Below are 16,923 nucleotides of genomic sequence, written 5' to 3'. Positions count from 1 at the left end.
AGCGACCTCCTAGTTTCTACCAGCGATTTTTGATTTTATTCTGCAGATTATATAAAATATTCATTGCCTCCATAGGTGTCAGATTTGTCATATCCAGATCACGTATTTCGTCAACAATATCGTTATCCTGTACAGTATCAAACAATGACATCTGTGCCATATCCACCTGATCGTAAACAATCTTCTGCTTTTTCTTCGGTGCGGTAAGATCCTTTACCGCTGCCGTGATATCTGCGTCACTGAGCTCTTCCACCAGTTCTTTGGCTCTGTTAATAACAGAATCCGGCACTCCGGCAAGTTTCGCCACCTGAATACCATAACTCTTATCTGCACCGCCTTTTACGATTTTACGGAGAAAAACAATATCATCTCCTTTTTCTTTGACTGCTATACAATAATTATTCACGCCCGGAATCTTGCCTTCCAGTTCCGTCAGTTCATGATAATGTGTAGCAAAAAGAGTCTTGGCTCCGCAGAGTTTCACATTACTTATATGTTCTATCACTGCCCATGCAATGGCAAGTCCGTCAAAAGTACTGGTTCCTCTTCCTATCTCATCCAGAATCAGAAGGCTCCTGGATGTTGCATTTCTGAGAATATTAGCCACTTCTGTCATCTCAACCATAAAGGTACTCTGTCCGCTGGCAAGGTCATCGGACGCTCCTACCCTTGTAAAGATACGGTCAACAACTCCTATATTCGCTTTTTCGGCAGGAACAAAACTTCCGATCTGTGCCATCAGTACGATCAGCGCCGTCTGACGCATGTAAGTTGATTTACCGGCCATATTAGGTCCCGTAATAATAGATACACGTTTTTTCTGGTTATCCAGATAAGTATCATTCGCTATGAACATATCGTTTTCGATCATCTGCTCAACAACAGGATGACGGCCATTCTTGATATCCAGTACCCCGTTTTCATTTACTTTTGGTTTTACAAAATTGTTCCTCTCTGCAACAAGAGCCAGCGAAGCAAAAACATCCAGAGCTGCAACTGCCTTGGCTGTCTTCTGTATACGTACAACTTCCCTGCCCACTTTTTCTCTTACATCTGCAAAAAGTTCATATTCAAGAGCATAAAGCCGGTCTTCAGCTCCGAGGATCAGATCTTCCAGATCCTTCAGTTCCTTCGTGATGTATCGTTCTGCGTTTGTAAGTGTCTGTTTACGGACATAATCTTCAGGGACAAGATTTTTGAATGAATTAGTAACTTCCAGTGCATATCCGAACACACGGCTGTATTTAACCTTGAGAGTTTTAATTCCTGTACGTTCTTTTTCTCTCGCTTCCAGTTCTGTCAGCCACTTTTTACCATCGGTTCTGGATCTTCGGAATTTATCTACATCTTCATTATATCCTTCACGGATAATACCGCCATCTTTCTGCGCAATAGGTGGTTCATCTACGATAGACTTTTTGATCAGTGCTGTAACATCTTCCAGAGGATCCATATCTTCATAAATCTGTTTCAGTACCGGCACCTGAAATTCTTTAAGCACCTGTCGGATATAAGGAATCATTTCAAGCGAGGAGGCAAAAGCAACCATGTCTCTTGGATTTGCCGACTGATAACTGATACGGCTGATCAGACGTTCCAGATCATAAACCGGATTCAGGTACTCTCGGATCTCATCTCTCAGCATCGGTTTCTGTGTAAGCTCTTCCACTGCATCAAGCCTGCGGTTGATTTCTTCTGCATCAATCAGTGGCTGTTCCACATAACTTCTCAGTGTTCTGGCTCCCATAGCTGTTCTTGTCTTGTCCAGGACCCAGAGAAGAGAACCTCTTTTTTGCTTTTCTCTCAGTGTTTCTACAAGTTCCAGGTTACGGCGGCTGGAACTGTCGATAAGCATAAATTTCTCAGCCGTATATGGCCGTATGGTAGCCATATGAGACAATGCCGTCTTCTGGGTTTCTGTCAGATACTGAAACAGTGCACCTGCTGCAATTACACCACTGTCATAATCCTGAATTCCAAGACCTTCCAATGTATTTACATGAAAATGTTCTTTCAGCGTTCTTTTGCAGAGAGTATCATCAAAATACCAGTTGTCAAGCGGAAAGATACAGATTTTGAGTCTGTCTTTCAGATCTTCTGTATCAACACCACTCATAAAAAAAGCGTCATTACAGATAATCTCTGCAGGTACGAATTTGTTAATCTCATCCAGAAGTTTCTGTGGACGGTCAACTTCTGTAAGAAAACAGTCACCTGTAGTAATATCCGCAATGGCACACCCAAAATGATCTTCCATTGATACAATTGACATCAGATAATTGTTCTTGGATTCATCCAGTGACGTGGCATCCAGTGTTGTTCCCGGAGTGACCACACGTATCACTTCTCTTTTTACCAGTCCTTTTGCTTTCTTCGGGTCTTCCACCTGTTCGCAGATTGCAACCTTATGTCCATTTTCGATCAGTCTTTTTATGTATGTTTCTGCCGCATGAAAAGGGATGCCACACATAGGCGCTCTTTCTTCCAGCCCACAGTCCTTACCTGTCAGTGTAAGCTCAAGTTCTCTCGATACCAGCAATGCATCATCAAAGAACATTTCATAAAAATCTCCAAGTCTGTAAAACAGAATTGCATCTTTATATTCTTCTTTTGTTTTACAGTACTCTCTCATCATCGGTGATAATTTCCCTGTGTTAACTGGAAACCCTGTATTTACGCGGCATGTAGATGCTTTATGTTCCTCTTTGACCCACTTTTGACCCATTTTTTTTTCTTCTTCAGTGTTTCTTGTTTTTTCCAAATATTTAAACCTCTTCCTAAAATCTCATTTCATCAGCAAAATCAGCTTTCTGTTCCGTATTTTTGAATATACAGTTCGTATTCGTCATCTATATGTTCTTCTTCAATGTGTGTATAATAATTAGTCATTTTTTCATCAGAGTGTCCAGCTATTTTCTTTACTGTAGCAGCATCCATTCCCGATTGAGTGCATCTTGTTACAAAAGTATGACGGAAAATAACTTCTTCCTGAAGATGTTGTAAAAATCAGACCGGGATATTTTTTTAAAAGTATATTTGGTTTTCCCCAGTTTTTTCCCAGTTTTTCTTTATCACGATCCTGTTTTCCTTCCAGCTCATAAAAGCAGCAATCACTGCATCCGTTAATGGAACCTTTCTATTGCTGGCACTTTTCTTTGGTGTTGTAATCTGAATAGTAGAATACCTTTCAGGAAGTTCATTTCCTTTCGAATCATAATATTTTGTAACTCTGTTTAAGGTTTTATATACACGAAGCTTTTCATGCTTAAAGTCAAGATTACACCATTCTAGGGCAAGTGCTTCCCCTATACGTAATCCTGTATGAAGAAGAATAAAAAAGAGTTCATAATACCGGGTATTCTTGCAGCTCTCAAGGAAACGATGAGTGTCATATATACTAAGACATATATGTGTTGGACGAACCTCTATTAACCTCATGTAACCAATATATTCTCTTACTCGCTCAAAACCATTTATATAGTTACTTAAAGTGGTTGCTTTAACAGAATGCACCACATAAATAAGCATCCATTTTTCATACCACTTTGAAACAGAAATTCTAGGATCATATCCTGCAATTCCGGGGGCAACATTAGCAAGGTAGGCATTTCTTTCTTTTTTTAGATATTGTAAATTTGTACCATAAATTGAAAACGTTTTTCCTGTACCGCGAACGAAAATTCTGACCTCTTATCGTCTATCTTTTCTTTGATATAATCCTTTTCCTAATTCTTTACCCTTTAAGTTTTTGCCCATAACACCACCAGCCTTTCTGATGATAATGCATGGCACTGGATATATATTTTAGCACAACAAAAAAAAGCTTTCAAGACTGCCGATCTATCCATTTTTGAAATTTTTTCTTATCAATCAGTGTTCTACGCCCAATCCGTACCATGAAACAGTTTTCATTCATCAACGATCTCATTATTTTCTCAGAAAGTCCTATAAGCTCACAGGCTTCTTTAACGGATATAAGAATTTTATCGTTGTTTGCTTCCGGCTGTGTTTTTTTTCGCAACATATCTGTAATTTCAACATAATATCGTGAAATGCCAAGCAAAGTCCCAATATCACAATAACTACCAAACAGGCAGCTTTTCTCCCAATATGATATATCATGAATCGTCTCGTCTGCCTTTTCCACGACTGTAATGCCTGGGTAATGTATTCATCATCTATATTTCCGAATAATGCCAACAAACTATATTCATCCTTTTTCAAAGTCGCCCCTCCCTCATGGCCATCGAAATATTGCGATCTATGTATCACAGGTTGATCCTGTAAATACCAAATTAATTTTTACTTTTTTCAGTGACTTAGTCGGTTTCACAAGACTAACTCGCTGAGATTTTTTTTGGAGCGTTCTTCGCTCCAGCAATATGATTATAACATAGGTCCTTAAAATCCTGCATTAATAGCTATTAAGTGCAACTAACTTTTTTTTGCGAATTATTATACTTTTTTTCTCATTAAAGCTGAAAAATTTAAAAAAATTATTTTTTTGAGATTTTAGACTATTTTGTACTTATATAAAAGTATTGTTTTATAACGACAAGTTCTCACCTTTTGTACATACATTTTTTATATCTAATTTTCATTAAATGTCCTATCAGCCTTCCCTTTCATCCAGTCAATATCCTTTGATACCCGAAAGTATATAGAAGATAACACTTTCAATTGACGTAAGCAAAAGATATTAATAAAATAAATAAAAAACATACAAGAAGGAAACGTAATGAATACATTTTTTACCAGCGAGCAAAAATTGGGGAATACCATCTTCACTTTTTCACAAAAAGCAAAAGTTCTTAGCACAAGTCCTTTAAACGGAGGCCTTACAAGACACCTTTCTCATGCTGTAAATATCAATTGTATGAATGGTTCTTATGAATGTAAAATGCTTGGAGATACTTATGAAAAAGATCTAGCTGCACATGTCCACGCCCTTGGTCTTTCACCCTCCTGCACTACTGCCTTAAGTACCGCAGCCTGGACTGAATTACGTGCTATAGAAGAAGTATGCTTCCGGGATCTTACGGTAACTGCTGTTGTGACCGGTGGAATTGACTCCAATGGCATGCATCCCGGTGATCCCGCTTCTTACTACGAAGAGGACGGAAATTATGAAATGCTTCTTCCTGGAACAATCAATATTTTTCTGTTCATTAATCAGAATTTGACTGATACAGCAATGTCCAGAGCACTGATGCTTTGTGGAGAATCGAAAGCTGCTGCTGTTTCTCAGTTATTACTGGGAAGCTGCTATTCCGAAGAAATCGCAACAGGTTCTGGGACTGATGGAATTGTAATCGCTTCTAATCTTTGTGGTACCAGAACTCTTACGGATGCTTCTGGACATTCCAAACTTGGTGAACTGATTGGAAAATCCGTGAAATCTGCCGTAAAACAAGCTCTTCTTAACCAAACAGCGGCCTCTGGCCCGAGGCAATTTCTTTTATCTGCACGCACTGCAAGATATAAGATCACACCTGCTACTTTATGGGAGTTTTATATAGAATACAGAAAAATTTTTAATGATTTTAAGATTTCTTTTGAAATGCCCTCATTATTGGAGCAGAAGTTTCTTACACACAATCGTACCAGTAACCTGGTTCTATGTGTATCACTTTATCTTCACCTTATGGATCAGGTTCGTTGGGAGCTGATTATGGAGCCGGAAGCTATCCGGGAGGGGAAACGTCTTCTAATTTATGGACTCTATTGGAAAGATGGAGACTTTTTTGAAAAAGCATATCCGGCAAAAGCATGGGAGCAGCCCGGATTGCTGCATTTTTCATTAAAAGAACAGCTTATGTATCTGCTTTTATTGTATATTGCTATTTAGAATTGTTGGACATAGTGCTCAAAATTTCTAACTTTTAATATAAATGGGTAAGTCGAAAACCGGCTTACCCACTATAATATCATTTTTATTTACTTCGCTACACACATGTTTTCATCAATCCATTTCTGGATATCGTCTTCGATTACTTTAACCAGGCGGGCAATTTTCTTAACATCCATCCCCTCTTCTGCCATAGAAAGAGCTGTTTCTTTTTTTGCCTTTAATTCCCCGCTTTCCATTCCTTCTCTATAAATCTTTTCCATTTCATGGCACATAGGCTCGACTCCTCGCGTCTTTTAATTCATGTAGCCATTTTACAACAACCGGACTGTGCATTTCATCCGCATTCCTGTTTGTGAGATCATATTATGACGTCACACTGATAGCGGTGCGGCGTGAGAAAAGTCCCCGATTTCTCGGGGATTTTTCTTTGTATATGCACCAATTACAGTCATGAGTCTTCCAACAGCCCCATTTACAGTCAGTGGTTCTTGCACGTCATTTTCTTTTATCGGACTCATATCCTGTTATTCTATTTTTCTCTCTGACAAAAAAAGTACCGGAAACCACCATCAGGAGGTTTTCAGTACCTTTTTATAATCCATCTGTTAATTTGAGCAATCAGACCTGTTTTTGTTTATGTACAGTACCGGACTGTTTTATCTGTCAGTATCCTTGCAAATATCAGTCCCAGCGGCAACGCGGCAATAATCAGTATCGCTGATGCAAACCAGGACGCTGCCGGACCTAGGGACATGATTCCCAGATTATAAAACCCTCTGTAAAGATACATACCCGGAACCATTATCACAATAGATGGAACTGTCAGGGAAATTCTTGGATATCCTACTTTATTTTTAATCAGCGATGCCAGGATTCCTGCTGTCAGTGCACCTACAAAAGCAGCTCCTGCAGGTGGTATGGCAGTCATATCAACCATCTCCAGTCGAAGAGTATTTGCAATGGCACCTATTCCTGCTGCTGTTGCAGCCAGCCGGACCGGGCTGTTAAACATAATTGAAAATCCAAATACCCCACAAAAACTTGTAATAAGACGAAGCAAAATCCAGGCTCCAACTGGTAAAGATATTTTCAGGAAATCAACTGGCTGCAAATGAAGGATTAATGCCATAAGCCAGGCCGCCATGGTTGCTACCAGAATCACAATCAATGCATACATCAGTCGCTCTGTCCCGGACCGCATATCCAATTTGGCAAGGTCAATTCCACTGGTAATAAATGGAAAACCCGGGATAATAAACAACATCGCACAGATATACCCTGCCTCGTGCTGGATGGAAATCCCAAACAGCATCTCACCAATTTTGAGAAGTCCCGCATAAACAAGACATGCAAGTGATACAGAAGACACAATACACAAAAATAAAGTAAAATGATGTTTACTCAGTTTACAACGAAGAAAATTTCCAATTCCTGCACCTATAAAAGCGCAGAACATTTCAATGGGGCCTCCACCAAGCAAGAAAGTAAATCCGCCGCAGGCCAGAGCAGCCGCAAAACCAAGTGCAATCGGTGAGTACAGTCCATGAATTTTTTCTATGTTATCAAGCAGTACATGTAATTCCTCACCTGACATATCTTTTCCGTCAACTTCAAATTCCTGGATAAAATGCTCCAGCCGATTTAGTTTTGATGTATTTACTCCTGTATTGGTCAGACAAAGAGATTGGGAAAAGCCATCCTGACCATCAAAACAGGTATACTCTATGGACATCAGACCTATATCTGCTGTACAGGTAATTCCCATAATTTCAGCAAGTGTATTCATAGAACTTCTGACCCGCCAGGCACCAGTTCCACAGGAAAGTAACATAATCCCAACTCGTCCGATAATGGATGCCTTTTCTGTAAGACTTGCCTGCGTAACAGGAACATTGGCGCCATCTTCATCTGTATATTCATGCCAAGATATATCCATATGGTTTTTTCTTATTAATTGCTGCATTTTATTCACACCCCGGCTGTTTTGTTTTTAGGATCATTTTTCAGAGCCTTTATTTCTGCCAGGATTGCCTCACGACATCCAAGACCGATACCGTTGGCAAGCTCAACTGTTTTTTCCATTTCATGTTCAAAATGGCAGAACGGAAGAAAAATTCCAAGTTTGCTGGTGTTTTTTTCAACTCCATTCTCATCACGTCTTCCATAATACATTAATGCCCGGGGCAGCTCTTCCTGTAATTTCATCAGATATTTCCATATAATGGCATAAATTCTTTCTTCGTTAATCTCCAGTGTAACAGATTCCGGAAATTCAAAAAGCATAAGAATTCCTGTGTGTTCTGAAATTCTGAATGTCTCAATCTCCCCCTTCTCATTATAACCATGTTTTTCCCGAAATCCGTCCGCCATGTACATATGATAATCCGGTATCTCATCCTGCTGTTCATACAGCTTATGAAACATTTTGTATTTTTTCGCACAGGCATGCTGATGTGACCCAGACAACAAATCTCCATTTTCGTCCGTAAGAAATATGGGATTTTCTACACCCTTATCATTAAAACGTATCGGAATTAGAAACGAATTTCGCAGAAGATCAAATACACTGCTGTTGCAGACTGCCATCATAAATGCAGACAGATCTTTATTTTCGTATGCAGTAAATAGAGCTGCCGCAAAAACAGTTCCCGGAATGTCTGTTCCTGCACCTTCACTTTCTTCCGCTGATGGAATTGCTTCAAAAAACGTATCTTTCAAACGTTCGCAGGCATGAGGGTTTTTGAGAATCTCATCAAATATCTGTTCTGCTTTTTCTTCTCTTGGAAAAATTGTGCTCATAATAAAGCCTCCTTTTATGCCCTATTATAAAAGTATCGATATAAAATGTAAATTTCATCCCTTGTATATTAAATATAACAAAAATTTATGCTAGATTCTGGTTCACTGACTGATGCACATGTTTTCTCACGAAGTAGAAGCACACTGCCTGCATAAGGATCGTAAGGATCCAGGATACCGGATAGGAAATAAACAGGAAACTCAAAGACCTGTGTGCAGGGAAAAGTCCAAAGACCCACACAATCCTGGTTCCTACGGTACCGATAATCGAAAGAATCATAGGTACTCCGGAATGTCCCATTCCCCGGAGGGCTCCCGGGAGCAGATCCATAATACCACAACAGAAATATGGTACTGTAGTAAAGGCAAGGACTTCCACGCCACAGCGGATTACATCTGCATCACTGGTGTAGATCTTCAGAAGTTCCGGTCCAAAGAAATACGCTCCACAGCCAAGGGTCAGTGCCACACCGACAGAAAGGATCATACAGTCCAGAAGTACTCTGTCCATTCTTTTCAGTTTCTTTACTCCATAGTTCTGACTGGTGAAACTCATACAGGACTGGGTGACTGCATTGACAGACATATAGAGAAAGCCAAAAATATTATTGGCAGCAGTATATCCTGCCATTGCCACAGAACCAAAAGAGTTTACAGAAGACTGCAAAAGGGCATTGGACAGGTTGATCACTGTACTCTGGATACCTGCCGGTATTCCTACCTGGAAGATCTGCTTCAGATACTGTGTTTTGATTCCTAATTTTGAAAAATACAGCCGGTAACTGGTATTGGAAGTGTAGAGACAGCGAAGCACCAGAATACTAGAGATCAGCTGAGATACAATAGTTCCTATGGCTACACCTGCCACTCCCATATGAAACACAATAACCAGTACAAGGTTCAGAACTGCATTGGTCATACCTGAGATCACCAAGAAAAACAATGGTCTTTTGGTATCCCCTACTGCCCTTAATATGGCAGCTCCATAGTTATAAAGCATAAAGAAAGGCATTCCCAGAAAATAAATCCTCATATAAAGAACGGACTGGTCAATTACATCATTCGGAGTTCCCATAAGATTCAGTGCGAATCTTGCAAGCAATACTCCTGCCAGTGCCATAACAAGTCCACTGATCAGTGCCAGGGTAATAGATGTATGTACTGTCTCTGACATTTCTTTCTCTTTGCCGGAAGCATAAAAACGTGCTGCCAGAACGTTCGCACCCAGAGAGATCCCAATAAACAGATTGGTAAAAATATTGATCAGCGCTGTGGTAGAACCAACTGCTGCCAGTGCCTGACTTCCGGTAAATCTTCCCACCACAATGATATCTACTGCATTAAAAAGAAGCTGCAGGATTCCAGACAACATTAATGGCAATGAAAAGGATATCAGTTTGTCCATGATACTTCCATTGCACATGTCAATTTCATATTTACTCTTTTTCATTTTTTCTCAACTCCATCCTCCATTAAATTTTTCCTTCACCCACGAAACAGTTATATATAGTATATCATCTTTTTTTCACATAAAAAATACAAAATCACATCAAAACATGTTATACTAAAAAAAATGTTACTGTTCACGCCGTTCACAGCAACTTGATCAAAATCCATTCCAAATCACCTTCGGTGATGGGATTTTGCCCCGTATGTCTCGGGATTTTGGCATATTCATGGCAAAACACCTCACGGGATATTATCTGTGAACAGTTACAAAAAACAATAAGATCAAGAGGAATGATTATGAAATACAAAAATGAATTGCGAATTGTAGGAATGGCTGCTCTCTTCTGCTGCGCCATGCTTCTTCTTACTGCAGTAATCCCAAAAGATGCCACAGTAGCCAGGGCACGTAAAACTTTTAAAGAAGCTCCCGAAACTGCTGCCGATGCCGAAAAAGAATCTCAGGAGGCTGCCGAGGATGCCGGCTTTACTATCTATACACAGGACAGCAATTACGACTACAGTGAAGACTCAGACACCTCCTCTGATAACACCGACTATACCACGGACACCGATACTTCTGCAGACACAGATACTTCTACAGACACGGATACTTCTTATGATACAGAAGATAACGGTGACTATGTAGAAGATGATTCTGATCAGGGTTACGATACTTCTCAGGATACCACCGGCAGTGATGATCAGATCGATTATCCTCAGGAAGATACTTCTTCTGAAGATAATCAGGACTCCTACGATCCGGGCGCTGATACTTCGGGCGACGATTATATAAACGAAGATAATAACGATTCCGGTTATACAACTGAATAACGGCAAAAGGAGTACCTTCATCCATTATGAAGATACTCCTTTTTTTACGAAATAATTAGACTCTGTGATAAAAAGAATTCTTTTACAATGTTTTCATACACTGTACATCTCTCACACTTTTTTATTTTTTTTGCATATTTCTTACTTTCAGTCAGCATCGGTGCCATATAAAACCACAGTTCTTTCATTTTAAAAAGAACATTTCGGTCTCCGGACATATTTTCACAGTAGGAACTGTAAACCACATCATGGAAGTTCTGCAGTTCTTCTTTCGTGAGAGACGGGCCGCCTTTAATCTCACGGGCAAGTGCAGGATTCGCAAGTACTCCCCTACCGGTCATAATACAGTTCACCTCCGGAAAACGGCTGTGGAATTTCTCATAATCATCTTTTGTGAATATATCTCCATTATAACACACCGGGTTATTACTGTTTTGAAGTGCCTCCTGAAATACATCAAGATTTGGAGTGTTTTTATAAAAGTCTTTCTGCACCCTTGCATGTATAATCAGTTCTTTCAGAGGATATTTATTATATATATCCATCAGCACCGGAAAGTCTTCCGCATCATCAACGCCAATCCTTGTTTTAATAGAAATCCTGCCATCAAACCCACTGAATATTTTTTCCAGAAAACAATCCAGTTCTTCCGGCTCACTTAAAAATCCTGATCCACAGCCTTTGGACACAACAGTTTTGGATGGACAGCCAAGGTTCAGATTGATCTCATTATATCCAAACTCCCTGATCTGTCTGGCTGTATTCAGGAAATCTTCCGCATTTCTGGTAAGAATCTGCGGAACCGCATACATTCCCTTATTATTGTCCGGAAGGATATCTTTCGTTTCCCGTGAACTGAATCTCAGATTTTGTTTTGCACGGATAAAAGGGATAAAATATTTGTCATAACCTCCGAAACACTGATGAACCGCATTTCTGTACGCATATCCGGTAATGCCTTCAAGAGGTGCCAGATAAATATCCATTTCTGTCTCTCCTTTATTCAGCAAGTGTTCCAAGATAATAAAATCCTCTGCACTCTTCAAGATTTACTTTCACATATTTACCCAGAAGCGCTTCTGTTCCCGGAAAATGCACCAGAAGGTTATACTCTGTTCTTCCTGTAAAAATGCCTTTTTCTTTGCTTTCCTCTTCCACAAGAACTTCCTGCACGGTTCCTTCAAAACGTGATGAACGCTTTCTTCCTTCCTGCTGAACCAGCGCCAGAAGGCGGTTGAAACGCTCTTTTGCCACATCTTCCGGTACCTGATCTTCTTTCCGGGCAGCAGGTGTTCCGCTTCTCTTGGAATAAAGGAAGGTAAATGCTGTATCATAGCCGCATTTTGCAACAACATCAAGAGTCTCCTGGAAATCTTCTTCTGTCTCTCCCGGAAAACCTACGATAATATCAGTAGTAAGAGAAATATCCGGAATTGCAGTACGGATCTTGTCTACAAGATTCAGATATTTTTCTTTGTCGTAACGACGGTTCATTTCTTTCAGGACACGGCTGCTTCCGGACTGAAGAGGCAGATGAAGATGATGACAGATTTTTTTGCTTTTTGCCATAATCTCGATCAGTTCATCGGAAAGATCCTTCGGGTGTGAAGTCATGAAACGGATTCTTTTCAGCCCTTCAATATCTTCCAGCATCTCCAGAAGTTTCGCAAAAGAAACCGGATTTTCCAGAGTCTTTCCATAGGAATTAACATTCTGTCCCAGAAGCATTACTTCTGAAACTCCGTCTGCCACCAGACGCTCCACTTCTTTTATGATTGCTTCCGGCTCACGGCTGCGCTCACGTCCTCTTACATAAGGCACAATACAGTAACTGCAGAAGTTATTGCATCCAAACATGATATTTACACCTGATTTAAAAGTATAGTTACGTTCTGTAGGAAGATCTTCCACAATCTGGTCTGTGCCTTCCCAGATATCAACCACCTGACGGTCAGACTGAAGCATTCCATAAAAAAGTTCGGCAAATTTAAAAATATTATGAGTTCCGAAAACAAGATTAACAAAAGGATAAGATTTACGGATCTTTTCCACTACGTGCTGTTCCTGCATCATACAGCCAAAAAGAATGATCTTCATGTCCGGGTTATGGTCTTTCAGACTGTGAAGATGTCCAAGACGGCCATATACTTTGAGATTGGCATTTTCACGAACTGTACATGTGTTATAGATCACGACATCCGCCTCTTCGCTGTCCTGTCTGTTATAACCGATCTCGTCCATGATACCTGCCACTGCTTCTGACTGTTTTTCGTTCATCTGACATCCAAAAGTTGTCAGACAGTAGGTAAGCGGTCTTCCAAGTGAGTTGGATTTCTGATCCGTCAGTGCTTTCGCCAGTTCAATAAACGATTTCTGGCGTGCAGTCTCATCTGCTTTATTCTGTTCTTTCTTTAATTCTTCTGTCATTTTATATTAACTCCTTATGATTCGATTGTTACACAATATTTACATGATACAGGAAATCATACCTTCTGTCAAAACATTATTGATAACTGCTCATAATGAAAAAAGGAATTCCAGCGGAAGTGTGTGTATTTCTCTGTATTCTCTTTCCAGATCCCCTTCCGTATATTCTTCTCTTTCAGGAATCTCAATACGGAAAGCTGGATTTTTACAGAGTTCGCTGAAAAACTGCTCCGGTGATCCGGTTCCGGATTCTTTCTGAACTGATGGCATTTCTCTGGCTGCTTTCCATTTCTCCACAGAAAAAGCTCCCAGTTTCTGCATATGGCGCGCCAGCCGGTAACATTTCTGGTTAGTTCTAAACGATCCCGGCTGTTTAAAATATATAATTCTTTTTTCTGAATATCCAAAAGAAAGAAGACCCCTTCCGGGATATTCCTGAAACACACTTACCAGTGCTTTTGTTTCATTTTCGCTGGCTGGCTGCTGATAAATCTGCTTCCTCCTGTAATAGCTTGTCGGAAAATTTTCTTTCAGATCCACACCTCTTCCATTGCAGAAAAAATCTGTACATGGTACGCCCTGCATTTTGAGCATCTGTCTGTAAATCGGATTTCTCACAGCCTGAAAACCTTTATTATATATTTCATAACCATCCGGATTCAGAAGTGGAACAAAGCATATTTTCCATTTCTGCAGCAATTCCCTGACATCATAAAGTTCTTCCAGTTTCCATCCACATTCCCAGTATTTTGCATATTCCTGAATCATTTTCAAAAGGTGCCAGGGCATGTTTCTGTCTCTTCCACTAAGTCCACCCAGACAGAATATACACAAATCTCCCTGTCCCATTTCTATCATTGGGATCAACCTGTCATCATGACTTTTCCCGATAATCCGAAACTGAATAAAGTTGCTATATCTTCCTGCCGCTTCCCACATTCCATAATACAAATTTTCATAACTGTTTATTTCCGTGTTGATCATTTCTGCTTCCTCCATATATTATATCTGTGCTCATGTTACGTAACTCCGCTGTTATAATATATGAAAAGAGACAGGTCATAAGACCTGCCTCTCTGAAATTACTGTAAAATTATTTTACTGTAAATATTTATTAAAATTCTTTTTTGCGTTTGCGAACGATCACATATCCGCCTGCAAGGAGTGAAAGAATTGCCAGCATGGACATTGTTCCGATCGGTGATTCGTCGGCTGTAGATACTGCTGATTTTGAAGTAGAACCTGTATCTTTTGCTGCTGCAGTTACAGTCAGTTCAGCATCTGACTCATCATCTCCGCTGCCACCGTCTGTCTGGCTGTAATCCGGTGCATCTGCTTCCGGGTTTTCCTTCTTCCATTCATTGTAGTCATCTTTTGTGATCTCTGCAGATTTAAACTGAACAGTTTTGTATTCTATGGAATCCGTCTTAACCCATTCACTGCCGTCATATCTGTATTTCTGGAAGAATACATACATATTGTAAGTAGAAGCCTTGGTAATACCCTTCTTGGAGCCTACTTTCCATTTGTCATTCTTCTGGCTGTCTGTAGGAGTCTTGGAAGTACTCCAGTACAGAGGTACATATTTCTCATCTCCTACAACCGGATCTTTGTTATCCTGTCCTGCTCCTGTTACTGCAAATTCATAGAATACACCAGGATAGAATTTCTTTGCATCTTCAAGACCGGATACAGTACAGTCGCTTACTTTATATGTCTTTGCATCACGGGTGGCAGTTCCCGGACGTTTCTTCATTACTGTGGAAGAAATCGGAATCTTTGCATATTTATGTGTTCCGTCTGCAAATTTGAAATATACATAAATTTTGAAGTCGCTTCCTTCCGGTATATCAGATACTGTTACTACATCTTTCGTATCTGCTTTTACGCTTCTGGTAGCTTTCTTTGCATCGTATGTTTTCTTACCAATCGTGTAATAATATGAAAATTCCTGATTTGCCTTCAGTTTAAACTGAATGGTTTTATGATCCAGCCATGTCATATCGGATATTTTAGGTCTAAAAGTACTCGGTGTAGCTGGAGTCGGTGCAGCTGGTGATGTACTTGTGGTCGGGGTCGGGGTCGGTGTTGCTGATGTTGTTGGTTTTAGTGGTTTTTCTGATGGCGGTGTTGTTGCCACTATCAGAATAGCAGTATCTCCGCTGTCGGATACCTTTACATTATATGTCTTGTCATCATAATAAACTTTTTCCAGGGCTGTCTTTGTAGCAAGCAGTTTATCATCACTGTCTTTACCAATCTCAGCAACAGCAATATCCGCTGCTGGTTTCGGAACAGTTACCGAAACTGAACCTGTCAGTTCCCCTGTTACGATCAAATGCATATTCTCTGCGCCGAAGTTAATATTCATTTCATTCGGTTCAGCAGAAGTATCTTTGTTTCCGCTGACAGAAATATCACCCTTAACTTCTACGGAGGTAGTCGTATAAACACCGCCTTTGGCACCTGTGTTGGCTGTAATTGTACCGCCTTCCAGTTTCAGTTTTCCTCCGTTATTTGTAATGGCACCTGCCACATCATCTGCTGTTGCGGCATTGTTTGTAAGAGTAACTCCTGAGGTCATCTGGAAAGTGCTTCCTGTACCTACAGAAACAAGGGTATCTGTCTTGCTGTCAGCAGCTGCATTTGTTACAGCTCCGTCAAGAGTCAGTGTAAATGAGTTAGCTGTATCTCCCTTGAAAGCCACCTCTGCATTTCCGCTGATATCGAACATCTTGCCCGTAAATCCGTCTTTTCTGGTAAATTTTACATCTGCTGCTCCGGATACAATACTGATATTACCAGATTCAATAGTAACCGTATTCTCAATCTCCTGAGACTTGGTTACCTTGATCACGGCTTCTGTACCATCTGCGGAAATATCTTTTGCTTTATTTACAGCATCGGCAAGTGTAGCAAACGCTGTATCTGTACCACCAATATTAATTGTGATACCGGATTCTGTTGTCGGATCTGCTGTAGTTGCAGGTGTTTCAGATGTCTCTGTACTTCCGCTGGGTGCCGGTGCATCTGCTGTGGTTGCAGGTGCATCTGCTGTAGTCGCTGGTGTCTCTGCCGTACCTGCCGGCTGTGCAGGTGTTTCTGCTGCAGGAGCTTCCGTAGTTGCAGGTGTCTCCTGTGTGGTCTGCGGTACCTCTGTAGTAGAAGGTGTCTCTTCTGTTGGCTGCTCTGCAGGTGTTTCCTCTGTAGCTTCTGCTCCTGTATCTACTGCTTCGCCGCCTTCTTCACTTTCAACGCTGGCTGCTGCCGCCTCTGTTGCAGTCTCTTCAGCCGCCCATACAGAAGCCGGAACAGTTCCTGCTGCAAGAGTACCAGCCAGTAATATTGCAAATAACTGTTTTCGTCTCAATTTAAATCCTCCCTGTGAATTCTCACATATGTAACCCATTACTGTAAACAGTAAGTCTTACTAAACTATTGCTAATTATACACACGGTTCCCTGAATTGTCAAATATGGGGTACAGTCATTTATTGTTACTGTTCACAGGTAATATTCCGCGAGGTGTTTTGCCGTGAATATGGCAAAATCCCGAGACTTACGGGG

12 protein-coding genes and 1 pseudogene are annotated in these 16,923 nt (G+C 40.5%); 2 read left to right on the top strand and 11 right to left on the bottom strand.

Annotation, left to right across the window (positions count from 1 at the left end; all coding sequences use genetic code 11):
* Positions 1-16 precede the first annotated feature (16 nt).
* From mutS to ACTNB8_RS00190, 3 genes and pseudogenes are all read right to left on the bottom strand, one after another.
* Positions 17-2,635 (bottom strand): DNA mismatch repair protein MutS, encoded by a 2,619-nt coding sequence (gene mutS / locus ACTNB8_RS00200; RefSeq protein WP_441051582.1) that lies wholly within the window; start codon positions 2,633-2,635, stop codon positions 17-19.
* A 167-nt stretch (positions 2,636-2,802) separates the two neighbouring features.
* Positions 2,803-3,438: pseudogene (locus ACTNB8_RS00195) on the bottom strand (site-specific integrase).
* A gap of 388 nt (positions 3,439-3,826) precedes the next feature.
* Entirely contained in the window at positions 3,827-4,147 is a 321-nt protein-coding gene (locus ACTNB8_RS00190) for a helix-turn-helix domain-containing protein (protein WP_441051202.1), read from the bottom strand.
* Between the two features lie 591 nt (positions 4,148-4,738).
* Here ACTNB8_RS00190 and ACTNB8_RS00185 point away from each other — a divergent pair.
* On the top strand, positions 4,739-5,848 hold the full coding sequence (locus ACTNB8_RS00185) for an adenosylcobinamide amidohydrolase (RefSeq protein ID WP_441051200.1): 1,110 nt from the start codon (positions 4,739-4,741) through the stop codon (positions 5,846-5,848).
* Between the two features lie 89 nt (positions 5,849-5,937).
* Here the strand turns inward: ACTNB8_RS00185 and ACTNB8_RS00180 are convergent, their stop codons facing one another.
* The 4 genes from ACTNB8_RS00180 to ACTNB8_RS00165 form a co-directional block, all read right to left on the bottom strand.
* A complete protein-coding gene (locus ACTNB8_RS00180; protein ID WP_441051198.1) occupies positions 5,938-6,123 on the bottom strand; it encodes a hypothetical protein in 186 nt (61 codons plus the stop codon).
* Positions 6,124-6,485: 362 nt separating this feature from the next.
* Positions 6,486-7,814: a threonine/serine ThrE exporter family protein gene (locus ACTNB8_RS00175; protein WP_441051196.1), complete on the bottom strand. Its 1,329-nt coding sequence runs from the start codon at positions 7,812-7,814 to the stop codon at positions 6,486-6,488.
* A gap of 5 nt (positions 7,815-7,819) precedes the next feature.
* Positions 7,820-8,650: a DUF4866 domain-containing protein gene (locus tag ACTNB8_RS00170; protein ID WP_441051194.1), complete on the bottom strand. Its 831-nt coding sequence runs from the start codon at positions 8,648-8,650 to the stop codon at positions 7,820-7,822.
* Between the two features lie 85 nt (positions 8,651-8,735).
* Positions 8,736-10,100 carry an MATE family efflux transporter gene (locus ACTNB8_RS00165; RefSeq protein WP_441051192.1) on the bottom strand — a complete coding sequence of 455 codons (1,365 nt, stop codon included), beginning with the start codon at positions 10,098-10,100 and terminating at the stop codon, positions 8,736-8,738.
* A 296-nt stretch (positions 10,101-10,396) separates the two neighbouring features.
* Between ACTNB8_RS00165 and ACTNB8_RS00160 the strand changes: the two genes are divergently transcribed.
* A complete protein-coding gene (locus tag ACTNB8_RS00160) occupies positions 10,397-10,930 on the top strand; it encodes a hypothetical protein (protein WP_441051189.1) in 534 nt (177 codons plus the stop codon).
* Positions 10,931-10,974: 44 nt separating this feature from the next.
* Here the strand turns inward: ACTNB8_RS00160 and ACTNB8_RS00155 are convergent, their stop codons facing one another.
* The 4 genes from ACTNB8_RS00155 to ACTNB8_RS00140 form a co-directional block, all read right to left on the bottom strand.
* Complete coding sequence (locus ACTNB8_RS00155; RefSeq protein ID WP_441051187.1) at positions 10,975-11,916, bottom strand: tRNA dihydrouridine synthase; 942 nt, start codon at positions 11,914-11,916, stop codon at positions 10,975-10,977.
* Between the two features lie 13 nt (positions 11,917-11,929).
* On the bottom strand, positions 11,930-13,357 hold the full coding sequence (gene miaB / locus ACTNB8_RS00150) for a tRNA (N6-isopentenyl adenosine(37)-C2)-methylthiotransferase MiaB (protein ID WP_441051184.1): 1,428 nt from the start codon (positions 13,355-13,357) through the stop codon (positions 11,930-11,932).
* A 90-nt stretch (positions 13,358-13,447) separates the two neighbouring features.
* Complete coding sequence (locus ACTNB8_RS00145) at positions 13,448-14,341, bottom strand: M14 family zinc carboxypeptidase (RefSeq protein ID WP_441051181.1); 894 nt, start codon at positions 14,339-14,341, stop codon at positions 13,448-13,450.
* A 130-nt stretch (positions 14,342-14,471) separates the two neighbouring features.
* Positions 14,472-16,727 carry a hypothetical protein gene (locus ACTNB8_RS00140; protein ID WP_441051178.1) on the bottom strand — a complete coding sequence of 752 codons (2,256 nt, stop codon included), beginning with the start codon at positions 16,725-16,727 and terminating at the stop codon, positions 14,472-14,474.
* Positions 16,728-16,923: the final 196 nt, after the last annotated feature.

The sequence above is a fragment of the Blautia sp. HCP28S3_G10 genome (genome assembly GCF_052065235.1).
Taxonomy (GTDB): Bacteria; Bacillota; Clostridia; order Lachnospirales; family Lachnospiraceae; genus Blautia_A.
Note: the sequence above shows the minus strand (reverse complement) of the source record. Positions and strands in the feature narration are given on the sequence as shown.